Source organism: Flavobacterium sp. RSP15 (assembly GCF_003968755.1).
Classification (GTDB): domain Bacteria; phylum Bacteroidota; class Bacteroidia; order Flavobacteriales; family Flavobacteriaceae; genus Flavobacterium.
In genome coordinates this window covers 58,932-81,109 of record NZ_RYDL01000001.1, presented here as the reverse complement: position 1 = coordinate 81,109, position 22,178 = coordinate 58,932, and the positions used below count along the sequence as shown (strand labels likewise).

General features: G+C 34.5%; 21 protein-coding genes, 1 tRNA gene and 1 pseudogene. 19 read left to right on the top strand and 4 right to left on the bottom strand.

All coding sequences use genetic code 11. The features are described 5' to 3' along the window. The first annotated feature begins 62 nt into the window (after window positions 1–62). From EKM00_RS00335 to EKM00_RS14670, 17 genes and pseudogenes are all read left to right on the top strand, one after another. A tRNA-Arg gene (locus EKM00_RS00335) sits at window positions 63–136 on the top strand. Between the two features lie 448 nt (window positions 137–584). Beyond that, window positions 585–1,085: a rhodanese-like domain-containing protein gene (locus tag EKM00_RS00330; protein WP_126451494.1), complete on the top strand. Its 501-nt coding sequence runs from the start codon at window positions 585–587 to the stop codon at window positions 1,083–1,085. Further along, window positions 1,075–1,692: a TIGR04282 family arsenosugar biosynthesis glycosyltransferase gene (locus EKM00_RS00325; protein WP_126514847.1), complete on the top strand. Its 618-nt coding sequence runs from the start codon at window positions 1,075–1,077 to the stop codon at window positions 1,690–1,692. Before EKM00_RS00330 ends, EKM00_RS00325 begins: the two co-directional genes overlap by 11 nt. Then, complete coding sequence (locus EKM00_RS00320) at window positions 1,685–2,557, top strand: sterol desaturase family protein (protein ID WP_126514846.1); 873 nt, start codon at window positions 1,685–1,687, stop codon at window positions 2,555–2,557. The genes EKM00_RS00325 and EKM00_RS00320 overlap by 8 nt, the downstream gene beginning before the upstream one ends. Before the next feature lie 59 nt (window positions 2,558–2,616). Next, a complete protein-coding gene (locus tag EKM00_RS00315) occupies window positions 2,617–3,420 on the top strand; it encodes a DUF547 domain-containing protein (RefSeq protein ID WP_126514845.1) in 804 nt (267 codons plus the stop codon). Continuing rightward, complete coding sequence (locus tag EKM00_RS00310; RefSeq protein ID WP_126451492.1) at window positions 3,413–4,105, top strand: TIGR04283 family arsenosugar biosynthesis glycosyltransferase; 693 nt, start codon at window positions 3,413–3,415, stop codon at window positions 4,103–4,105. Before EKM00_RS00315 ends, EKM00_RS00310 begins: the two co-directional genes overlap by 8 nt. 113 nt (window positions 4,106–4,218) lie before the next feature. Further along, window positions 4,219–4,974 carry a hypothetical protein gene (locus EKM00_RS00305; protein ID WP_126514844.1) on the top strand — a complete coding sequence of 252 codons (756 nt, stop codon included), beginning with the start codon at window positions 4,219–4,221 and terminating at the stop codon, window positions 4,972–4,974. Between the two features lie 88 nt (window positions 4,975–5,062). After that, a complete protein-coding gene (locus tag EKM00_RS00300; RefSeq protein WP_126451490.1) occupies window positions 5,063–6,364 on the top strand; it encodes an NAD(P)/FAD-dependent oxidoreductase in 1,302 nt (433 codons plus the stop codon). Next, window positions 6,361–7,952, top strand: a pseudogene (locus EKM00_RS00295) (4Fe-4S binding protein). The gene EKM00_RS00300 and the pseudogene EKM00_RS00295 overlap by 4 nt, the downstream one beginning before the upstream one ends. 3 nt (window positions 7,953–7,955) lie before the next feature. After that, complete coding sequence (locus EKM00_RS00290; RefSeq protein ID WP_126514843.1) at window positions 7,956–8,645, top strand: glycosyltransferase family 2 protein; 690 nt, start codon at window positions 7,956–7,958, stop codon at window positions 8,643–8,645. Window position 8,646: 1 nt separating this feature from the next. Beyond that, window positions 8,647–10,119: a cellulose synthase family protein gene (locus EKM00_RS00285; protein WP_199734565.1), complete on the top strand. Its 1,473-nt coding sequence runs from the start codon at window positions 8,647–8,649 to the stop codon at window positions 10,117–10,119. Further along, entirely contained in the window at window positions 10,116–11,462 is a 1,347-nt protein-coding gene (locus tag EKM00_RS00280) for a mannosyltransferase (RefSeq protein ID WP_126514842.1), read from the top strand. The genes EKM00_RS00285 and EKM00_RS00280 overlap by 4 nt, the downstream gene beginning before the upstream one ends. A 20-nt stretch (window positions 11,463–11,482) precedes the next feature. After that, the gene (locus EKM00_RS00275; protein WP_126514841.1) at window positions 11,483–12,067 is read left to right on the top strand and encodes a sigma-70 family RNA polymerase sigma factor; all 585 of its coding nucleotides are present in this window, start codon (window positions 11,483–11,485) and stop codon (window positions 12,065–12,067) included. 28 nt (window positions 12,068–12,095) lie between these two features. Then, window positions 12,096–12,362 (top strand): hypothetical protein, encoded by a 267-nt coding sequence (locus EKM00_RS00270; protein WP_126451485.1) that lies wholly within the window; start codon window positions 12,096–12,098, stop codon window positions 12,360–12,362. 406 nt (window positions 12,363–12,768) lie between these two features. Then, the gene (locus EKM00_RS00265; protein WP_126514840.1) at window positions 12,769–13,623 is read left to right on the top strand and encodes a helix-turn-helix transcriptional regulator; all 855 of its coding nucleotides are present in this window, start codon (window positions 12,769–12,771) and stop codon (window positions 13,621–13,623) included. Between the two features lie 88 nt (window positions 13,624–13,711). Beyond that, entirely contained in the window at window positions 13,712–14,263 is a 552-nt protein-coding gene (locus EKM00_RS00260) for a carboxymuconolactone decarboxylase family protein (RefSeq protein ID WP_126514839.1), read from the top strand. A gap of 80 nt (window positions 14,264–14,343) precedes the next feature. Continuing rightward, complete coding sequence (locus EKM00_RS14670; protein WP_158614710.1) at window positions 14,344–14,508, top strand: hypothetical protein; 165 nt, start codon at window positions 14,344–14,346, stop codon at window positions 14,506–14,508. On the opposite strand, the gene EKM00_RS00255 is transcribed toward EKM00_RS14670, so the two are convergent. Further along, complete coding sequence (locus EKM00_RS00255) at window positions 14,505–14,747, bottom strand: hypothetical protein (RefSeq protein WP_126514838.1); 243 nt, start codon at window positions 14,745–14,747, stop codon at window positions 14,505–14,507. The two genes, EKM00_RS14670 and EKM00_RS00255, sit on opposite strands and share 4 nt — an antisense overlap. 275 nt (window positions 14,748–15,022) lie before the next feature. Between EKM00_RS00255 and EKM00_RS00250 the strand changes: the two genes are divergently transcribed. Both EKM00_RS00250 and EKM00_RS00245 read left to right on the top strand, forming a co-directional pair. Next, window positions 15,023–15,709 carry a hypothetical protein gene (locus EKM00_RS00250; RefSeq protein WP_126514837.1) on the top strand — a complete coding sequence of 229 codons (687 nt, stop codon included), beginning with the start codon at window positions 15,023–15,025 and terminating at the stop codon, window positions 15,707–15,709. 74 nt (window positions 15,710–15,783) lie between these two features. Next, a complete protein-coding gene (locus EKM00_RS00245) occupies window positions 15,784–16,470 on the top strand; it encodes a haloacid dehalogenase type II (RefSeq protein ID WP_126514836.1) in 687 nt (228 codons plus the stop codon). 185 nt (window positions 16,471–16,655) lie between these two features. Here EKM00_RS00245 and EKM00_RS00240 read toward each other — a convergent pair whose 3' ends face one another. From EKM00_RS00240 to EKM00_RS00230, 3 genes are read right to left on the bottom strand one after another with little or no spacing between them, the layout of a single operon-like run. Then, complete coding sequence (locus tag EKM00_RS00240; RefSeq protein WP_126514835.1) at window positions 16,656–17,966, bottom strand: TolC family protein; 1,311 nt, start codon at window positions 17,964–17,966, stop codon at window positions 16,656–16,658. A gap of 5 nt (window positions 17,967–17,971) precedes the next feature. Further along, the gene (locus EKM00_RS00235; RefSeq protein ID WP_126514834.1) at window positions 17,972–19,054 is read right to left on the bottom strand and encodes an efflux RND transporter periplasmic adaptor subunit; all 1,083 of its coding nucleotides are present in this window, start codon (window positions 19,052–19,054) and stop codon (window positions 17,972–17,974) included. A 5-nt stretch (window positions 19,055–19,059) separates the two neighbouring features. After that, on the bottom strand, window positions 19,060–22,155 hold the full coding sequence (locus EKM00_RS00230; protein WP_126514833.1) for an efflux RND transporter permease subunit: 3,096 nt from the start codon (window positions 22,153–22,155) through the stop codon (window positions 19,060–19,062). Window positions 22,156–22,178 lie beyond the last annotated feature (23 nt).

Here is a 22,178-nt window from a genome sequence, read left to right as displayed (position 1 = left end):
CAAATTACACATTTATACTTATATTTGCACCCGCAATGAAGTTATTATAACGGTTTGCAAATGGCCTTGTGGCGCAACTGAATAGCGCACTTGATTACGGCTCAAGAGGTTACTGGTTTGAATCCAGTCAAGGTCACGAAATATGAAAGTAGCCAGCTTTCGAAGATACTTAAACCCCTGTAAAATAGGGGTTTTTTCTTTTTTATACCTTTAATCTTTTATCATCTTTTATCATTTTTATTACCCCCATTCTTACCCCCTTTTGTAAATATATATTTTACTGTTTAAAAACAGGGAATTTTTAACTGAAATTTTTACTCCATAAAAGAGGATTGTTTTACTAAAAATCTAATATACTTTAAAATAGGTCAATTTTACTTAAAATCTTAATCCTCTTAAAAACAGAATATATTTACTTAAAATCTGTACTCCATAAAGACCGCTTCGTCCTTAACAAAATAATTATTACAAATCATCACGGACAATAAAACGGTCTCCCGTTTCCCAATATGTTTAATTATATATTTGTCAATCTGCGTGTCAGGAAAAAACTATGTTGCGTCTAATACGGATAATTGCATAAAATGATACTGAAAATCTTTGTATACCTAAGCTGTTTCTTTTTTTCAACATTCGTGTTTGCGCAAAACTCGATTCCACAAGTACTGAAACAATGGAACAAAGGATCCGTTCCTTATATCAAAGTGACGGAAATAAAATCAAAAACCAATATTGTTTTTCTTGATGCCCGAGAACCAAAAGAATTCAACGTGAGTCATATTGAAAATTCCATAGCGGTTGGTTTTAATCAGTTTGACGGTAAAAAAGTGACAACAATTATAAAAGATAAAAATGCACTTATAGTAGTCTACTGCTCTATTGGTGTGCGAAGTGAAATCATTGGAGACAAATTATTAAAATTAGGATACAAGAATGTTTTCAATTTATATGGTGGTATCGTTGAATGGAAAAACTACGATAAAAAAATAGTAGATAACAAAAAAACAGAAACAAACGAAGTCCATACTTACAATAAAGAATGGAGCATCTATCTAAAAAAAGGGATAAAAGTATATGAAAAATAACGCATTACTGATTTTTACCCGGAATCTGGAATTAGGAAAAGTAAAAACTCGATTAGCCAAAACTATTGGTGATGAAAAAGCATTAAAAACATATAAGGATCTACTCCTTCACACGATGAAAGTCACCCAAAGTTTAGATTACGATAAATTTGTTTTTTACGATAAAACAATTGATTATAATGACTTATGGGCTGGTTTTTCATATAAAGAAAGACTTCAATCCGGAGCTGATGTGGGAGTTCGCATGCAAGATGCTTTTCAGCAATTATTTGAATTGGGATACCAGAATTGCATCATAATTGGGAGTGACCTGTTCGATTTACAAGACTCTCACATCAACGAAGCTTTCTCTAAATTAAAGTATAATGTTGATGTGATTGGTCCTGCAGAAGATGGTGGTTATTACCTTTTAGGGTTAAAAAAAGTGATTCCTTCTCTTTTTAAAAACAAAAACTGGGGAACAGCTGCAGTTTTATCGGATACTATGAAAGATTTAGAAAATTACAAAATGGAATTTACAGAAACGTTAAATGATAGTGATACCTTTGAAGATTTAGAAAAAAGCAGTTATTATAAAACCTTAAAAAGCAACTTAAATAATGGATAAGTATATCGATATTATTTTAAATTCTTACAGAGGTTATTTCAATTACTTAAAAAATGAAATTATTTTTCCCAATTGGAATAATTATTTTTACGGATTATTAGTCATTTCTTTGGTCGTTTGGCTTTTAGAAATTGTTTTTCCTTGGCGAAAAAAGCAACCCATTTTTAGAAAGGATTTCTGGTTGGATTTATTCTATTTGTACTTCAATTTTATTCTGCTAAATCTGGTTCTTCTTATTGCTTTATCTAATATAACGGAGCAGGCTTTAAATGATTTTGCAGCTATTTTTGGTTTACAACTAACATCGATCAAGCTGTATTCCATTTCAGAATTACCAAAACCAATCTCCTTAGTACTATTCTTTTTGATTGCTGATTTTATTCAATGGAATACACACCGTTTATTGCACATTGTCCCTTTTTTATGGAAAATACATAAAACACATCATTCTGTAAAGGAGATGGGGTTTGCGGCACATTTTCGGTACAACTGGATAGAACCCATCATTTATAAAACGATTCTTTACATCCCAATTATTTTAATTGGTGGTTTTAATCTTAAGGATGTGTTCATAGTTCATTTTGTCTCTATTGCGATTGGACATTTGAACCATGCTAATTTGGGTTGGGATTACGGTTACTTAAAATATATTTTCAACAATCCAAAAATGCACATTTGGCATCACAGTAAAAAAATGCCAAACAAATACGGAGTAAATTTCGGAATTTCATTAAGCCTTTGGGATTATCTTTTCAAAACTAATTATATTCCTGCGGATGGCAGAGATATTGAACTTGGTTTTAACGATGAAAACCAATTTCCGGCTTCATTCCTGCAACAAGAATTGTATCCTTTTAAAAAATAACTTGTCAGGTTTAGTCATAAACTCCGACTATTTGGTAAACAATTTTAAATTAGTATAAAATGAAATCGAAGATTCACGAAAATAAACAAAAAGCGATACTAAATAGGACTAAAAAATGCCTTTTAATACTTTTAATACTTCCTTTGATTTCTTGTGCCAAATCGACCAAAGAAATCCCAGATTTAGCTTATGGTAACAATACTGAAGCAACCGTTCAAACAATAATAAATCATGCTAAATGGAATGCTCTATTACAAAAACATGTTTCTAATAAAGGAAGTGTCGACTATAAAGGTTTCCAAAAAGATGCTGTCGAATTAGAATCGTATTTAGATCAATTAGGTAAAAATGTCCCTACAAAATCCTGGCCAAAAAATGCTGTCTTCGCATATTGGATTAATGCGTACAACGCCTTTACAGTAAAATTAATTTTAGATAATTATCCGCTAATAAGTATCAAAGACATCAACAATCCTTGGAGTAAAAAGTTTATTACATTAGGAGCAAAAAAATACAGTCTGGAAGAAATTGAACACGAAATTTTACGTAAAATGAATGAGCCGCGTATTCACTTTGCCATCAATTGTGCATCGTTTTCATGTCCTAATTTATCAAATGAAGCTTATAAATCGGCCACATTAGACAAGCAATTAACTGATGCCGCAAGAAATTTTATGGCAGATAATACCAAAAATACGATAACAAAAGACAAACTTGTAATTTCTAAAATATTCGATTGGTTTTCAGGAGATTTCAAGAAAAAAGGGTCCATAATTGATTTTATTAGTCAGTACAGTACTGTTAAGATACACCCGAAAGCAAAAATTAGTTTCAAAGAATACAATTGGACCCTGAATGAATAAGATTTCGATCATAATACCCATTTTCAATGAAGTCAATGCTATAGATCGATTTTTAGAACATCTTTACACCAGCATTTCCAAAACAATACCCTATGAAATCATTATCGTTGACGGCGGTAGTACGGATGGTTCTCAAAATAAGGTTAAAAAATACCCGAATATCGTTTTATTTAATACCGAAAAAGGTCGGGCAAAACAATTGAATGCAGGTGCAAAAATAGCCACGGGAAGCCTCTTTTATTTTTTACATTGTGATAGTTTTCCTCCTGAAAATTTCGATTTAGATATAATAGCACAAATTCGAAAAGAAAATAAAGCAGGTTGCTTCCGTATGAAATTTGACTTTGCCCACCCAGTATTATTAGTTTCGCAATGGTTTACCCGTTTCAATTTCAGTTCATGCCGCGGTGGTGACCAATCTTTATTCGTGACCAAAAAGCTCTTTACAGAAATTGACGGATATGATGAACAATTTACTATTTATGAAGACAATGAGATCATAAAAAAACTATATGATAAAAAACATTTTACTGTAATTCCAAAATACGTAATCACCTCGGCCAGAAAATATCAAAAAAATGGGGTTTATCGCTTGCAATACCATTTTACAATTATTCATCTCAAGCGGAGATTGGGACATTCTGCAGAAGGCTTGCTGCGGTATTATAAAAAAAACATAAAATAAACGATCTGATTCTTTGCATTACAATAGCTGCTTTGCTTTTATAATACTTCAATTTTGAATATAAATTTTCATAGAATTGAACACAAATAGAACTAAATACTAAAGAGAAAACAATGAAAAAATTACTCGCTACTGCCATACTGTCCACACTTGCTTTTATGGGCTGTAAATCAACAACTGAAAAACAAGATTTTACAGACAAAATCGAATTTGCGCATCATAAGCAGCAATTCCTTTCAAAAGAAGCCATTCAATTCAATATCAAATTAGAATTTGGGGGGAAAGAAAGGCTAAATGCTAAAATGATTGTACTCACGAATTCAAGCAAAGGCGTATTAGAGTTTAAAAATAAATCGAAAATCATATTTGACCAAGATAAAGTTTTCTATTCAGCTGCTATTCCTAACGAGGAATCCGTTCGCTTTGATGCCTTTACATGGGAGTACTTTTTTCTTTTCCCTTTTAAACTAAGCGATCGCGGTACCAAATGGAATCCTTATGAAAATAAAGAAATTGATCATAATGATTATTTGACTCAAAAATTAACTTTCGAATCCGGAACTGGGGACGCACCAGATGATTGGTATGTTGTTTATGCGAAAAAATCTGATAATTTAATTGAAAAAGCAGCTTATATTGTAACAGTAAAAGGAAATAAAGAAGAAGCCGAAAAAAACCCTCATGCCATCCAATATTTAGAGTATGAAGAGGTAGATGGTGTTCCAATTGCGACAAAATGGTTGTTTTGGGAATGGAAAAAAGAAGAAGGTCTTACGAAAGAAATTGGAAAAGCAACATTATCTGATATCCAATTCGTTTCAGTTGACAAAGACACTTTTAGGCCGGGAGCTAATTTTAAAACGAAATAGAAATATTTTGTCGTGATCACTTATTATTTTAACTCAATAGTCAGATTTTCTTTTTTTTTCGACTACACTAGCACCAAATTAGATTAATATGGAAGACATAGTCATCATTGGTAACGGAATTTCAGGTGCTACACTCGCGCGTCACATTCGGACAAAATCGAATTCAAAAATCACCATTATTTCTTCAGAGACTGAATTTTTCTTCTCGAGAACTGCTTTGATGTATGTGTTTATGGGCCATTTGAAATTTGAACATACTCAACCTTATGAAAATGACTTTTGGAAGAAAAACAATATCGACTTAATTCACAAGAGTGTGGATGAAGTTTTTCCAAAAGAAAAAGCACTATTGTTGTCCGACAATTCAACCATTAGGTTTGACAAATTGGTCCTTGCAACTGGTTCAAAACCAAATAAATTTGGCTGGCCTGGTCAAAACTTTAGCGGAGTAACAGGTTTGTATAGCAAACAAGATTTAGACCATTTGGAAAAATGGGCACCTACTACGAAACGAGCGGTAATTGTTGGCGGCGGTTTAATTGGAATTGAACTCGCCGAAATGCTCCGTTCCCGAGATATTCCTGTTACTTTTCTGGTTCGTGAAAAAAGTTTTTGGGATGGTATTTTACCTTTCGGCGAAAGCCAAATCATCAATCGACACATTATCGAGCATGAAATTGATTTACGTTTAGAAACCAATTTAGTCAAAATCTTATCCGATGAAAAAGGCCACGCTAGAGCCATCGTAACCGATAAAAACGAGACAATAGAATGTCAAATTGTGGGTTTAACCGCAGGCGTTTCTCCAAATATTGATTTTCTTAAAAATTCTGGAATTGAATTAGGTCATGGTGTAAAAGTAAATCGTTTTTTAGAAACCAACATTAAAGACATTTTTGCCATTGGAGATTGTGCCGAACAACACGCAGCCATTGGCTTGCGGCGCCCCATTGAAGCGGTGTGGTACACTGGTAGAATGATGGCCGAAGCGCTCGCACAAACATTGACCGGAAATCCAATACAATATAATCCTGGACATTGGTTCAACTCCGCAAAATTTTTAGACATTGAATACCAAACCTACGGATGGGTCTGGGCAAAACCTAAAGATTACGAAAAGCAATTTTATTGGGAACATACTGATGGCAAAAAAGCCATTCGCATTTCGTTTCACAAAGAAACAAGGGTATTTTTAGGTATTAATACTTTTGGAATTCGAATGCGACATGAGTTTTTTGACAAAATTCTTACCGATAATCAAACCGTAGATTATGTAATTCATCATTTGGCGAAAGCCAATTTCGATCCAGAATTTTTTACGGCTCACGAAAAAGAAATCAAAAAACAATTTAGAACCCAATTCGAAGGGATCCAAAAAATACAACAATGAGCAAATCAATAAAAAATAGTTCACTAGCTTCACATCAGAATAATGAATTAAACAGCGTTCAAAAGCTAGGTTTAGCAGCTGGTTTTATTGGGCTTTTTATTTTGGCATTAGCTTTATTTAATGTTTCATTTCCCAATAAAACACTTTGGTTGACTATTTCAATAGTAGCCATATTGGGTGGTATTGTTTTTACGCCAACGCAACTTATCTAAAACGACCAAAAGGCATCAGTAACAATGGACTTTTTCATCAATCGTTGACTAACAGAGGAACATTTGCTTGGTGTATTGGCATTGTGTTGACTCTCTTTTATGTTGTTCTTTATTGGTTTCCAAAATATTTAGGTCTGGGAGAAAATGGAACTGTAAACAATGGAATTATTGGTTTTTTTGATCCTTTTAGTTTGCTTTTGAACGGAAAACCAGCCAGCCAGTGGTTTGTGTACGGAACATTCTACACCATGGCCATAGTGGGCTTGGGATACAAATTCATTTTGAAATACCGTCATAATAAATACCAGTTGGTACGAACCATATCGGTCATGTTTTTTCAATTGGGTTTCGCTTTTTTGATACCTGAAATTCTCGAAAAACTAAATCCGGAGAAGGCTTATTTTGCCAAAGACATTAAAAACATGTGGCCTCTGAACTATTATTTTTTTAATGATTGGCATTTAAAAGCATTACTGAATGGTGGCAATTTGGGAATGTTTATGTTAATTTTTGGAATTGCTATGATATTCATAATTTCTCCAATTTTGACCTATTTCTATGGTAAACGCTGGTATTGCTCTTGGGTTTGCGGATGTGGTGGATTGGCTGAAACCGCTGGCGATAGTTTCCGTCATTTGTCAAATTCGACACAAAAAGTTTGGAAATTAGAACGCTGGATGATCCATTTGGTTTTAGTGTTTTCATTTGTGATGACCATAGCCGTACTATTTACATTTTTATCCAATAATCCAGAAATGAGTTTTATTACTAAAGACCAATTTATCTACGGTATTGTGGCTTTTTTGATAGTTTTTACAGGAATTTTATATATTTTCAAACGCAATGATTTAGATGCTGATGCTAAATTTACGATGCTTTCCTTGGTTGCAATAATCATTATTTCTATCTTGGTAAATTTCTTTTCAGGAAATCAAAATATCCTTTTTATCGACAGTAATTCGCTTCGTGAATGGTATGGTTTTGCTATTGGTGCCGCTTTTAGTGGCGTTATTGGTGTGGGTTTTTATCCATTATTGGGAAATCGGGTTTGGTGTCGTTTTGGTTGTCCAATGGCAGCAATTCTAGGATTGCAACAACGTTTGTTCTCTAAATTCCGAATTACAACTAATGGCGGTCAATGTATTTCCTGTGGGAATTGCACTATACATTGCGAAATGGGAATTGACGTTCGTAGCTATGCTCAAAAAGGCGAAAATATAGTTCGTTCTTCATGTGTGGGTTGTGGAATTTGTTCTGCCGTTTGTCCTCGTGGTGTTTTAAAACTAGAAAATGACTCTCCTGCCGGAAGAATAAACACCAATGAAATTTTATTGGGGAACGATGTGAATTTGATGGAATTACTAAATAATAAATAGTAAATGGCAATTATTAAAGTAATCATTCCCGCTTATAACGAAGAAAAAGCTATTGCAAAGGTGATTGCTGCCATTCCCAAGGATGTCTCTGAAATAATTGTTATCAGCAACAATTCTACAGATAATACTAGTAATGTTGCCAAAAATGCCGGAGCAACAGTTCTTGCCGAAAAGAAAATGGGATATGGTTATGCCTGTTTGAAAGGACTGGAATACCTTTCAAATCAGGAAATAAAGCCTGACATAGTGGTTTTTCTTGATGGCGATTTTTCTGATTTCCCTGAAGAATTAACGCAATTAGTCGCTCCTATTATCGATAAAAATATTGATTTTGTTATTGGTTCCAGAGGCGCTACTCTGCGAGAAAGAGGATCTATGACTCCACAACAAGTTTTTGGAAATTGGCTAGCCTGCTTCTTGATGAAATTACTTTTTAGTTCAAAATTTACTGATTTAGGTCCTTTTAGAGCCATAAAATACGAAACGCTTTTAGTTTTGCAAATGGAAGATAAAACTTATGGATGGACAGTTGAAATGCAATTGAAAATTCTAAAACAGAATTTTACCTATATCGAAATTCCCGTTCGTTATAAAAATAGAATTGGCGTTTCTAAAGTTTCTGGAACAATCAAAGGAACCGTGTTGGCTGGGATAAAAATAATAAGTTGGATTTTTAAATATACTTTTAAATAAAATGTTGCTACTTTCTTACCTAATCCTTTTCGTATTCAGTTTCGCTATTGTGATCATTTTTGTCTACGGCCTAGCACAATTAAACTTACTTATCAATTATTTAAAAAGTAAAAAACAAATTGACCATTCTGAAAAATTTGATTTTACAAATCCTTCTGAAATTCCGTTTGTAACCATTCAACTACCTCTATTTAATGAAAAATATGTAGTGGAACGATTACTACGCACCATTGCAAAACTTGAATATCCTCAGGAAAAACTAGAAATTCAAGTCCTAGACGACAGCGATGATGACAGTATTCTAATCACAAAACAGGTAGTTGCAGAGCTGTCTCAAAATGGATTAAATATCAAGTACCTCTGTAGAACCAATCGAACGGGCTTCAAAGCTGGTGCCTTAAAAGAAGGCTTAATCTCTGCCAAAGGGGCATTTGTTGCGATTTTTGACGCCGATTTTGTACCTCAAAAAGACTGGCTTCTGCAAACCATTCCTTATTTTAAGGATCAAAGGATTGGTGTAGTACAAACCCGTTGGGGACATCTGAACCGTGATTATTCTGTTTTAACAAAAATACAAGCATTTGCACTTGACGCTCATTTTACCTTGGAGCAAGTCGGACGCAGTTCACAAACCCATTTTATAAATTTCAATGGAACGGCCGGAGTTTGGCGAAAAGAATGTATTCTTGATGCCGGAAATTGGGAAAGTGATACCCTGACAGAAGATCTGGATTTAAGTTATCGTGCTCAATTAAAAAAATGGAAATTCAAGTACTTAGAACATATTGTAACCCCTGCTGAACTACCGGCAATAATTAGTGCCGCGCGTTCACAACAATTTCGATGGAATAAAGGAGGCGCAGAAAATCTCAGAAAAATGTTTTTTAGAATCATAACAGCCAAAACAATGACTACAAAAAATAAAATTCACGGTATTTTACATCTTATGAATAGTTCACTATTTCTTGCTATTTTTGTCATGGCTTTATTGAGCGTTCCCGTTTTATACATCAAATCAAACTACGCAGCTCTTCAAACCTTTTTTGATGCCATGTTGTTTTTTATCATTACAACGATAATCTTTTTCTTCTATTACTGGATAGCGTTCAAAAACACGCAAGGAAATAATTTTTTTAAATTTATCCAATCATTTTTAACTTTTTATGTCATTGCCCTAGGCTTTTCATTTAACAATACAATAGCCGTTTTAGAAGGTTTATGGGGTAAAAAAAGTGAATTTATCAGAACTCCAAAATTAAATATCGAAGATCAAAAAGACCATTGGCAGAAAAATACCTATATTTCGAAAAAAATCTCCAAAAAAGTACTCGCCGAAGGAATTTTGTCTGCCTATTTTCTTTTCGGGATTTATAGTAGTTTTACGCTCAACGATTATAGTTTGTTGCTATTACATCTCATGCTGTTTTGTGGTTTCGGCTTTGTATTCCTTAAATCTATTGCTGATACCAAATGAGTTTCACTCTTTCAAATACTATAAAATCATACTTCTTTCTAATTGTAAGCAGTCTGGTTTATGGCTATATTGGTTATGGACTGCAGCGAACCGAGTTTGTTTCTTTGGTTGTTTCATACTGTTTTTTGTTTCTTTTGGCGTACCAAATTATTCGTTTTCAAAAGGATAATTTGCCTTTTCTAATTGGAGCTGCATTGTTACTTCGATTGACTTTTATTTTGGCTTTGCCCAATTTATCTCAAGATTATTTCCGCTTTATTTGGGACGGAAGATTGATTTTACAAGGGTTAAATCCGTACATACATTTGCCAAAAGATTTGATCGCAAACCCTGATTTTGTACTTTCTCAAGCACAAGAATTAAAGAACGGCATGGGGACTTTAAGTGCTTCCCACTACTCCAATTATCCGCCAATCAATCAATTAATTTTTATGATCGCAGGCTTTTTGAGTACCAACTCTATTATTGGCGCAGCTGTTGTTCTTCGAACGCTAATCATCGCTGCTGATTTTGGAACATTTTATTTTGGAAGTAAATTATTGACTACATTAGGATTAGAAAAACACCGGGTTTTTTGGTACCTCTTAAATCCATTAGTCATTATTGAACTCACGGGAAACTTGCATTTTGAAGGTGTAATGGGTTTCTTTTTTGTTTGGAGCATGTACTTATTGCATCAAAACAAGTGGAAAGTAGCAGCATTGTTATTAGCCACATCAATTTCAATCAAGTTATTGCCGCTACTGCTGTTGCCTTTATTTTTTCATAAACTGGGTTGGAAAAAAAGTGTCGGTTTTTACAGCATTGTTATTGGAGTAAACGCATTGTTATTCTTGCCGTTCGTATCTCCTGAACTTATTGGAAATTATTCCAAAACAATTGGTCTTTGGTTTACTAATTTTGAATTCAATGCCAGTATTTATTATCTTATCCGTGAAATTGGTTTTTGGATTACCGGGTACAATACCATACAAATAACAGGAAAGATCATTCCGTTCCTGATGATTTTGTTTATACTGTACACATCGTTTTATGGTAAAAACGGTAGCACGTTGAATCTTTTCCAAAGTTTTTTACTCGTTCTGTCTCTCTATTTTTTTACTTCCACAACTGTTCACCCATGGTATATTATTAATTTAGTTTTAATGGGTATTTTTACCAAATTCAATTTTCCATTGGTTTGGAGTTTAACCGTCATTTTAAGTTATAGTGCCTACACCAACCCAGTTTTCAAAGAGAACTTTTTGTTAATCGGTTTTGAATATGCTGCTGTATTTCTCTTCTTGCAATTTGAAAACAGTATCTTTTTGGGCTCTAAAAAAACAGTATCTTTGAAATTCTAAAACAACGGTAACAATTATTTATGGAAATTATCAAAGAAAATTCTAAAACCGTTCTCGAAAAATGGGTCAATCAATTCGGAGACGAACTTTTTTCATGGGCATTATACAAAACCTCTTCAAAGCAAACTGCCGAAGATTTGGTACAGGAAACTTTTTTGTCCGCATTTCATAAACTGGAAACTTTTCAAGGGAGAAGCCATCCTAAAACCTGGTTGTTTGCTATTCTAAACCATAAAGTGATCGATTATTATCGATTGAGTGCACAAACTACAAAACAAACGTTCCATTTAACCGAAAATAGCGGCTATGAACTTTCCGATGGATTATTCAACGAAACCGAAAATTGGAAGAGCAACGAAATAAACCCTATTTGGGATCAGGAAGAAGAGTTACTAGACAATCCTGAGTTCAATAAAGTTATGCAGAACTGTATGGACGAATTGCCTCAAAAATGGAAATATGCTCTAACTTCCAAATACTTAACAGATAAAAATGCCGAAGAAATTTGTCAGGAATTAGAAATAACCGTGTCTAATTATTGGCAGATAGTTCATAGGGCTAAACTATTATTAAAAAAATGTTTAGAACTGAAATGGATGCGCTAAATAGTACAATAATTATAATAAAACACTGATGCAAAAAGTAATGAATCTGATTGTAAACTCTTGTAAGAAAACAACAGAGCTAATGGACAAGCAACTGTTAACAGCATTATCTGTCAAAGAAAAAATGCAATTACAAGTGCACAAAACCATGTGTAAAACCTGTAGTGCATACGAAAACCAATCAAAAATAATTGACAGTATCATTTGTAAATGGTTTACTGGAAGCGCGATAATAACCGTAAAATTGCCAGAAGATAAAAAAGCTAAAATTATTGAAGCAATAAAAGAAGCTTAGTTTTTCAGTTTTCTTCTCAGGAATTAAAGGGCTGATTCATGGGTACTTTAGTTTAAAACAGAACCTATAATCCAAAAGAAAATCTTAAAAAATTGACTCCTAGCTTTATACCAAAAATATGAAGCGCTGAACCCCATAATTTGTTTCGTAGCGGCCGTTTCAATGCGATCAAAGAAAGATAGTAATCCTATAAGAGGAGACCATTTAAAATTAAAATCTAAATTTTATATTGTTTTACCTCACCAAAAGAGTCTCAAAAGCCAAAAAACAGCAAATCAAAATCCTGAAAAAGTTTAAACTGCGAAACAGATAAATTAAAAATGCTACTTTAACGTATCACAATGTTACTTTTTTTGTCAAGAACAAAATAATGAAACTGTCATTTTTTACTTTTAACACCATTACAATGATTACAGAAAGAAAACAATACCAACTATTCGGAAATATAATTTTCGAAAAAGTGACAATCGAAGCACCTTTCAAAATTCCAAATCCAGTGCCTAATGAGGCTTGTTTTCTATACATGCTCGAAGGGCAAATAGACTACAAAACACAACAGAAAAGTATCTCCGTACCCGAAAATGAAGCTGTTTTACTCAAATGTGGTACTTATTTCAGTCAAATGAAAGGCAATACGCTTTCTAAAAATAGTCAGATCGTATTTGTTCATTTTCATCCCGAAATACTCAAAAAAATTTACGAAACCGATTTGCCTAAGATTTTTCAGCAACCAAAATTGATCAATCAAACTATTGATGTAACCCATATCAATACTGATTTTCTAATTCAAAAATACATTGAAGGTCTGCTGTTTTACTTTGACAATCCCATACTTATCAATGAAGACTTATTAGTCCTCAAATTAAAAGAAATCATTTTGTTATTGTGCCAAACCAAAAATGCGCCTGTTATTCAACAAATTTTATCTCAACTTTTTTCGCCTACCAGTTTTACATTCAAACAAGTTGTAGAAAGCTATTTTTATCAACACATAACCATTGATGAACTGGCGCAATTGACGAATTTAAGTCTTTCCTCCTTTAAACGAGAATTCAAAAAAAATTACACTGATAGTCCGGCGAATTATATTCGAAATAAAAAATTAGAAAAAGCGGCCGAACTTTTATCGATTTCAGATGAACGCATTACAAACATTGCTTTTGATTGTGGTTTCAACAATTTAGCCAATTTTTCGACACTTTTCCATGAAAAATACCGTCAAACACCATCGAATTTCCGATTGAACCAAATAGCCAAATAGTTGACCGAATTACAAAAGTTAAAGTTCAGTTTTAGTTACACCTTTGTCCTATAAATAACAAATCCTAATTAATATAAAAACAAAAATTATGGCACATTTAAAATTAGAAAATAATCCAGTTTCTCCAATATCTCAAGCAATTTTTGACAACACTCAAAAAACACTAGGTTTTGTCCCTAATATGTACAAAAGCATGGGACAAAATCCAGCGCTCTTAGATACCTATATTTACGGTTACAATAGTTTTAGAGCTAATTCCGGTTTTAATTCTGTCGAACAAGAAGTTGTTTTTCTTTCGGTGGCTTATGAAAATAATTGTGAATATTGCACCGCAGCACACAGTTTTATTGCAGATAAAATGTCAAAAGTTCCGACCGACGTAACCAATGCCATCCGTGACGGAAAACAAGTTCCAGATCTAAAACTAGCCGCTTTGTCAAAACTTACGCGTTCGCTTACCGTAAACCGCGGAAATGTTGAACAAGATGAAGTTGATGAATTTTTAGCTGTAGGGTATACCGAAGCGCATGTTTTAGGGATTATTGCCGGAATAGCGGTAAAAACAATCAGCAACTATTCCAACCACAACACAAATCCAGTACTAGATGATGCTTTTGCAGGAAGAGTATGGAAAAAATAAAAATATTCTCCTTTCAAAAAAACCAATGCCGTTTCAATACTGCATTGGTTTTTTTTAAATAATCATATTTCAAAATAACTATGAAAACCGCAGATTTAAAACTTTCTATCATAACGGCATTACTAGTACCAAGTTATATGACTTTCATAATAGTAGCAGTCAATGGAGGTTTTGTCTCTAATTTTGCTCTAATGTCGGATGAACTTGCTTTAGCTCAAGCGGTTTTAATGCGGTTGCTTTTTTAAACGTACTCGATCCCTATTTTATAAATCGCTGTCATCAATTGATCCGTTTCAGTTAAGGCAACGATAATTTTTTGATAATGAGCAATATCGTCAAACTCCAGCTTTCTTTCCTTGCGGTCTTTGAGCCATTTTCGAGCCGTCTGATAACCAATAATGTAGCAATTCAAAGCCACTAACAAAGCTTTAATCCTATTGTAAAACCAATACTTTGTCATTGGCGGAAACAATACCGACATCATGAAAAGGGAAAATTTCGTTTATAAAAAACACCTCTAAAAGTATGTTCAGTTGCATTACCCAATTTGTATTTTGCGTTAAGAATATCGATCTAATGTTATAAAGTCATTAAATTTAAATTTGAATAAATATAGAGATTGTGAAACAAAAAACTTTCATTTCTGTCAGGAAACAAAAAAACTTCTGTCTCTTTATTTAGACAACGATTAATATAGCTTAGCCAAAGAAAAAACAATTAACAAACCCTTTTCTTAGAAATAAAAAAAAGAAAGTCCAAATGAAGCTATTAGACAAATACATTCCTAAAAACAATCCTTTTTTGTTAGGATTTGGCATCAGTTTGATGGGTGCTTTGCCATTGGGTTACATCAATGTCATAAGTCTACAAATTTTATTGGAACAAGGAAGCTCAGCAGTTATTTCCTTTATTTCAGGAATTGTATTTATTGAGTTTTTTGTTTTAAAAGCAGTTAGTCTTGGTGCAAAATGGCTCGTAAAACAAAAACAATTATTGCTGTTTATTGAAGTCTTTACGATTATTTTCTTTACAGGAATAGCCTTTTATTTTTTGGTAAACATTGGCTCTGATAAAAATTTTACCTTGGCGCAACTTCGCTTGGCACAGTTTCCTTTTATTTTAGGGTTACTTTTGAATAGTTTTAATTTTATTCAATGGCCGTATTGGTCGGGAATTTACATCTACCTCTTTGGAACTAAAAAATTAGATCCCCGTTGCAAGGACAACAGTATTTTTATTATCGGAGCCATGGCAGGTACATCAATAGGCATGCTGTTATTTGCTCATTTTGGAAAACAGGTACTAATTGAAAATAAAATTGAAATAAATCAGTATCTAAATGTTATTTTTGCTTTATTGTTTTTGGTTTTGGCAGGAATTCAAATTGCAAAACTTCTTATCAAAAGAAATAAACCAAGAAAAACACCAACAATTTCAAATTCTTAAAACAGAATAATTTTAAAATCACTAGTAGAAAATTCAGTACCAACAATTTTTAAAAAGATATAAAAATCCCAACTATGAACTTAAAAAATACAAAACCCGTACTCCTCTTTGATGTAAATGAAACCTTGTTAGACATGACGCCGCTGAAGAATGCGATCAACACTTTACTGGAAGAACCGCTGGCGTTCAAAATTTGGTTCGGAATGGTATTGCATCATTCGCTTGTGGATAATTGCACGAATCAATACCATGATTTTAGCACTATAGCGGCGTCGATGCTCAAAATGACAGCGACTTCTTTGAATAAAACGATAACCGAAGATGAAACTAAAAAAACACTCTCAGTAATTCGGAATTTGAAAGCATATCCCGATGTTTTAAAAGGCTTACAGCTGTTGAAAGAAAATGGTTTTAGATTAGCCACTTTGACAAATTCGCCTGAAAATGCCCTGAAAGAACAGTTAATTAATTCAAATCTGACAGATGTATTTGAGCTTGCGTTAAGTATTGATACCATTAAAAAATACAAACCAGACCCACAAACCTATGAATGGGCAGCAACTAAATTAGGTCAAGAACCGCAAAATATAATCATGATTGCAGCACACGGATGGGATTTAGCCGGCGCAATAAATGCCGGATTGCAAACTGGTTTCGTAGCACGTGAAGGCCAATCGTTGTATTCCCTTTCGGATAATCCTACCTTTCAAGCCAAAGATATTTATGAAATGGCGCTGGTTCTAATCGAAGAATACAAATAACGATTTACGAAAGCCAATAAAAAAGGGAATTAATTTAAATTAATTCCCTTTTTTTAGTCTCTATCTAATGTGTTTTATTTTGTCTTTTCGATAAAGGATTTTTAAAAAAATTATCCAAATAGTTTTAGCTTGATTTCTTATTAATTCATGAAAAGTACGATTTCTTAATCGCACTTTTTTTAGGCCTATAAATTATCTCCTTTTGCCACTTTCAAAGCGAATTGTGCTTTATTAAAATCAGAAATGATTTTTAAATAATCAAGTTGTGCCTGTAAGTTAAATTGCTGCGCCTGATAAACTTCAAAAGGTTCTGCCGTTCCTATTTTTTGACGTTCAATGCTTTGATTTACGGCTTCGGTTGCAAAGGCCAATGCTTGTTTTACAACTGGAATTTGCGCTGCTGCCATTTGAATTTCAGTAGTTGCCAAGGTAATTTCCTGCTGATACTGATTCTTAAATTGGGCAACTTTATTGTGCTGCAAATCAACTCTTGCTTTTCCTTTTTTACTATCGCCTTGGTATGAAAATCGCCCAAAAGGAATATCCCAAAGCAAGGACGCGTTGACCTGATAGGTTGTGTACAAATTATCCGAGTACCTCCCAAATGTACCGTTGTCAGCACCAATTCGCAGTTTTGGCAACAACAATCCTTGATTTACTGTTTTATTTTCGGTTTTCAATGCTTCTAATTCTGATTGTAATCCTAAATATTGAGGATGCCTTTCAAGTGTGTTTTCTTCTGTTAATATCGGAGTTAACGCCAAGGGAAGTAAGTTTGTTTCGGTACTGATCAGCTGGGTTTGTTGTTCCAAATTTAAAAGATTAGACAGCACTGCGGATTTTTTTTGCCATCCTATTTTTGCCTGAAACATTTCAATTTTTAAGTGATTGAAGTTGCTGCTAGCCAATAAATATTCCGATTGATACCGCAATCCGGCATCAACCTGAATTTTTAACTGTTGGGACAAAGTATCGGCTTGATGGACAAATCGCTGCAAGAAAACATATTTTAATTGCTTGTTTTGCATATCAAAATACACTTCAATAGTCCGAAGTATTGCTTTATTTTTTTCGGCAGTACTAAAATAATCGGCGGCCTGTACTTTTTGTTTGGCAGCCAATGTCTGGTAGATGCCTTTGCTAAAATCTATTTCAGCACTGATTCCCAATCCAGCCCAAAGATTGTTTTGCTCTACATCAGTAAATATTCTGCCATCGGCATTCATTGCGGCACCACTTAAATAATGGGTAGTAAATCCGGCATACAGATTGGGCAACCACCATTCTTTGGCTTTAGCTTGTTCGGCAACTGCCAATTGGTATTTTAATTGATATTCCTGAACAGTAAGACTGTTTGCTCCTGATAATTGCATGACTGTTTCCAAATTTATCGGAAATTTTTCTTGCGCATGTGTCGTGGATAAAAATACAACCATGAACACTACTCCTACGAGCTGTCGCATTGGTTTCATAAAGTTTAATTTCGATATTTTCATTTTTTTTATTTTAAAATAGGTGTGACAATTTGTCCTTCATTTACCAATCCTTTTCCATTTGTGATAACCTGTGTTTTTGGAGTGATTTCGGCATTGATTACCTCAAAATAATCCTTGTCTGACAATCCTATTTTAACAGGCAAACGTTTTACCACATTGTTTTCTACTACTAATACAAATACTTCATTGTTAGTATTTACTTTGGTAATAATAGGCAATGATAAAATACAGGCCCTACTTTGAATACGTAGCAAGACTTTGGCATACATTCCTGTTATTATTTTCTCTTTGCTGTTTTCTATGTCGATTTCGACTTGCATCGTCCCGGAGCTACTATCAAGTACTCCCGAAGTTCTACTAATGGTTGCCGTATAGGTTTCACCTGATAATTCTGGAAAAGTAACCTGCACCCCTACACCGGTTTTTATGGCAACAGCATCTGATTCTGGCACAGTAAGGGTGAGCCGAACAGGATTTACTTCCTGAATTTCAACAATGGCTTTGGGGTTCACTTCCTCTAATCCGTTTTGCAACATTGCGCCATTATCCACAAAACGCTTGCTGATGATTCCGGAAAAAGGTGCTTTTATCGTTAGAAATGAAATCCTGCTTTCGATGGCAATTAAACTTGCTTTTGAAACTAAAAAGTCAGCCTCGGCACTTTCCACGAGCTGGATTGGTGTTAAGGCCGGAGTTTTCTCAAAAACAGTTTTTAAGCGATTATAAGTTATTTTTTTTGCCTGAAATTTGGCTCTTAACTTTATTTGTTCTTGTATTAATACTGGATTTTTCAACACGGCAATCGTTTCTCCTTTTGAAACTTTGTCCCCAATATCTTTTGAAATACGGGACAAGACCCCACTTTCCATAGCATAAATTGTGACCATTTGATTGGGTTTTGCTATTCCTGTGATTAAAACCTCAGCTGTAAATGATCTGTTCTGAGGCAACTCTACCGCAACCTTTTGAAAGTTATCTACTTTTTTATCCAAATTATTTTTGACTTGATTTTCATTTTTGCAAGCTGAAAATAATAATCCAACTAGTAACAGAAAGATTCCTTGTTTTATATTTAATAGTGATTTCATGATTTTTAATTTTTTGCGATAAGGGAATAAAAGATAGGAATAATGTAAAGCGTGATGAGCATAGCCATAAATGTTCCGCCAATGACTACAATTGCTAGTGGAACATTCGCTTCTGAACCTGGGTTGGTTGCTAAAGCTGTTGGCAGTAATCCTAAAATAGTGGTCGAAGCGGTCATTAATACAGGTCTAAAACGGTCTGAAGATCCTTCGATAATGGCTTCTTGTTTTGATTTACATTCTATTAATAAAGCATTGATTCGATCGACCAAAATGTTTCCGTAAGAAACCGAAATTCCCACCATCATAATAATTCCCATAATGGCTTGAATGCTCATATAAGTTCCGGTAATCCACATTAAAATAGCCACTCCTATAATCCCAAAAGGAAAGCTAAGAATGATGATTAACGGTTTTCTGAACGATCTAAAAAGTGGCGTAATGATTAAAAAAGCCAGTATAACTGCCAGTGCTAATCCCATTCCCAAACTGCTAAACGACTCTTTAATAATAGCAACTTCTCCCTGAAAATTGACTTCATAACCTAAAGGAACATTCATATTGCTGATTATTTCTTGAATTTCATCAGAAACACTTCCTACATCTTTGCCTTCTACATTGGCGTAGACATTAAATTCACGGGTAAGCTTGTGATGGTTTATTTCCACAGGGTTTGAGCCATCGGTAATTTTAGCAAAATTGCGAAACGGAATGGTTTTGTCTTGTAAACTGCTTCCAACACCTACGTTTTCTAACACAAATTGATTGTTTATTTCACTCTCCGGATAGGTAACACCAACATAATAGTGGTTTCCGTTACGTTCATCGATCCAAAAAGATTTGTTGAAAGTAACAGATGAATTTAAGCTCGAAACCATATTTTTAATTGCATCAACGGGTTCAACGCCCAATGATGCTGCTTTTATTCGATCAATATTAATATTTTTGGCGGGCTGATCCAATCGCTGCAACACCCGAACGTCTCTGGTGGCAGAAAGTGATGCGATAGTATCCCTAATGTTTTCGGCCAATTGGCGTAAAACTTTTAAGTCATTCCCTTTGACCTGAATGTCTATTGGAGCTGGTTTTCCTTCGTTCAAAGCGGCGGTAATCATGCCTCCGGTATTAAAACTGACTTCTACTCCCGGGAATTTTTGGTGAAACAATTTTCGCAAACGAGAAGCATATTCAAACGTACTGGTTTGATGACTTTCTTTGAGCTGTAATCCTATAAAAGCATCTTGAGTTCCAGAATTTGGCGTGTAAGCCGCCGGCAAATCATAAAAAACGCCTACATTTCCAATAATTTGTTCCAAATCATCAGCCGTTTCCTTTCGAATAACCTGCTCCATTTTGGCAATCGTGGCATTGGTATTTTGCAGGGTTGTACCAGATTCCATACGTACCATAATTTCCATTTGACCCACATCCGATTGCGGAAATAATTCGTATCCGGTATTTTTCAGTATAAAAATTGAAAGAATAAAAAGCACTATTGTTATCGCTAAAATTGGCATCCTAAATTTCAGAACTGTGGGTAAACTGTTTTGGTATTTTTCTCCCAACCGATCAATATAGCGTTGAAATTTTCCTAAAAAGTTTTTCTTTGGTTTTTCATCTGATTTTGGCAATTGATTTCTATAGAAAAAAGCTGCCATCAAGGGAATCAACGTCAGAGCGAAAAGATAAGAACCTATCATAGCTCCGGCAACGGTTATGGCTAAAGGCGAAAAAAGAAACTTTGTAATTCCTGTTAAAAATAATACCGGAAAGAAGACGACTATAATTACTAAAGTCGAAGCCAATACCGGATTTGCGACTTCTAGTGCGGCATCCTTTGCTGCTACACTAGAACTTTTACCCATTTTTAAATGCTTGTCGATATTTTCTAATACTACAATGGAATTATCCACCAAAAGTCCCAATACTAAAGCCAATCCTCCCAAGGTGATGCTGTTAATAGCTTGTCCCGAAATAGACAGCACAATAAAGGCAAACAAAACTGAAAGTGGTAAACTGATCGCGACAATCAATGCAGATTTAAAGTTTCCTAAAAACAAGACCAAAATGATTACTACTAAAATCAAACCGCCCAAACCCGCATCTTCTAAACCAGAAATTGCATTTTTTACATACGAAGATTGATCAAAAATTACGTTCAATTTGACATCCTCGGGCATTCGTTCTTTCAAATCTGGCAAAGCTGCTTTTACGGCCTCTACGGCAGCAATCGTATTGGCTCCCGGACGTTTAAAAATAGGCAAATACACTTGCTGTTTCCCGTCCACTCGGGCAATATTGGTTTGAATTGCGCTGGCATCTTTGGTTTGTCCAATATCCTTTATAAAGATGGGTTTTCCGTTTTTATGCGTAATTACGATGTCGTCAAAATCTTTTACATCCACAATAAGTCCTTTGGCATCTACACCATAACTTATGGTTCCAATTTGGGCAATTCCAGAAGGAATCATGGTTGTGTTTTTTTGAATAGCATCCGAAACTTCTGTTTGAGAAATTCCCAAAGCTTCCATTTTTAAAGGATCAACATACACATAAATCATACGCAGGGAACCACCGTAAGCCGCAGGAGCAACGATACCTTCTACGCCGCTTAACATCTGGCGTAAGTTCAAATAGGCCACATCATACAATTCTTTTCCGCTTTTTACATCACTGCTTACGGTGAGTAACATCAATGGTTTTGAAGCCGTAGGATCGAAAGGCTGAATCATTGGAGGCATTGTTCCCGGTGGCTGATAATACATATCGCTTACCGCATAAGAAGAAGTGTTTGCCATAGCTTCGGCGGGGTCGACATCTTCTCCATAAAAATTGGTAACAACACTAACGCCCATAATACTTTTAGAGAGTTGTTTTTCAATTCCGGGCGACTGACCGGTCCAGCGCTCCATTCGGCTGGTAATGTCTTTTTCGACTACTTCGGCTGGCATTCCCGGATAAAGGGTAATAATTTGCATCGCCGATTTTTTGAATTGCGGCAGTATGTCCACAGGCATTCGAGGGATAAGTACCCCGGCAATTACCGCTACGATAATGGAAAAGACCAGTACCAAATAGGGGTTTTTGAAAGCTATTTTAATCATTATTTATGCTTTAGTTTAAAAGT

What these genes read in the sequence shown, in the direction of transcription:
- EKM00_RS00330 (WP_126451494.1), top strand. Translation starts at nt 585, where the DNA reads ATGATACTGAAAATCTTTGTATACCTAAGCTGTTTCTTTTTTTCAACA.
- EKM00_RS00325 (WP_126514847.1), top strand. Translation starts at nt 1,075, where the DNA reads ATGAAAAATAACGCATTACTGATTTTTACCCGGAATCTGGAATTAGGA.
- EKM00_RS00320 (WP_126514846.1), top strand. Translation starts at nt 1,685, where the DNA reads ATGGATAAGTATATCGATATTATTTTAAATTCTTACAGAGGTTATTTC.
- EKM00_RS00315 (WP_126514845.1), top strand. Translation starts at nt 2,617, where the DNA reads ATGAAATCGAAGATTCACGAAAATAAACAAAAAGCGATACTAAATAGG.
- EKM00_RS00310 (WP_126451492.1), top strand. Translation starts at nt 3,413, where the DNA reads ATGAATAAGATTTCGATCATAATACCCATTTTCAATGAAGTCAATGCT.
- EKM00_RS00305 (WP_126514844.1), top strand. Translation starts at nt 4,219, where the DNA reads ATGAAAAAATTACTCGCTACTGCCATACTGTCCACACTTGCTTTTATG.
- EKM00_RS00300 (WP_126451490.1), top strand. Translation starts at nt 5,063, where the DNA reads ATGGAAGACATAGTCATCATTGGTAACGGAATTTCAGGTGCTACACTC.
- EKM00_RS00290 (WP_126514843.1), top strand. Translation starts at nt 7,956, where the DNA reads ATGGCAATTATTAAAGTAATCATTCCCGCTTATAACGAAGAAAAAGCT.
- EKM00_RS00285 (WP_199734565.1), top strand. Translation starts at nt 8,647, where the DNA reads ATGTTGCTACTTTCTTACCTAATCCTTTTCGTATTCAGTTTCGCTATT.
- EKM00_RS00280 (WP_126514842.1), top strand. Translation starts at nt 10,116, where the DNA reads ATGAGTTTCACTCTTTCAAATACTATAAAATCATACTTCTTTCTAATT.
- EKM00_RS00275 (WP_126514841.1), top strand. Translation starts at nt 11,483, where the DNA reads ATGGAAATTATCAAAGAAAATTCTAAAACCGTTCTCGAAAAATGGGTC.
- EKM00_RS00270 (WP_126451485.1), top strand. Translation starts at nt 12,096, where the DNA reads ATGCAAAAAGTAATGAATCTGATTGTAAACTCTTGTAAGAAAACAACA.
- EKM00_RS00265 (WP_126514840.1), top strand. Translation starts at nt 12,769, where the DNA reads ATGATTACAGAAAGAAAACAATACCAACTATTCGGAAATATAATTTTC.
- EKM00_RS00260 (WP_126514839.1), top strand. Translation starts at nt 13,712, where the DNA reads ATGGCACATTTAAAATTAGAAAATAATCCAGTTTCTCCAATATCTCAA.
- EKM00_RS14670 (WP_158614710.1), top strand. Translation starts at nt 14,344, where the DNA reads ATGAAAACCGCAGATTTAAAACTTTCTATCATAACGGCATTACTAGTA.
- EKM00_RS00255 (WP_126514838.1), bottom strand. Translation starts at nt 14,747, where the DNA reads ATGATGTCGGTATTGTTTCCGCCAATGACAAAGTATTGGTTTTACAAT.
- EKM00_RS00250 (WP_126514837.1), top strand. Translation starts at nt 15,023, where the DNA reads ATGAAGCTATTAGACAAATACATTCCTAAAAACAATCCTTTTTTGTTA.
- EKM00_RS00245 (WP_126514836.1), top strand. Translation starts at nt 15,784, where the DNA reads ATGAACTTAAAAAATACAAAACCCGTACTCCTCTTTGATGTAAATGAA.
- EKM00_RS00240 (WP_126514835.1), bottom strand. Translation starts at nt 17,966, where the DNA reads ATGAAAATATCGAAATTAAACTTTATGAAACCAATGCGACAGCTCGTA.
- EKM00_RS00235 (WP_126514834.1), bottom strand. Translation starts at nt 19,054, where the DNA reads ATGAAATCACTATTAAATATAAAACAAGGAATCTTTCTGTTACTAGTT.
- EKM00_RS00230 (WP_126514833.1), bottom strand. Translation starts at nt 22,155, where the DNA reads ATGATTAAAATAGCTTTCAAAAACCCCTATTTGGTACTGGTCTTTTCC.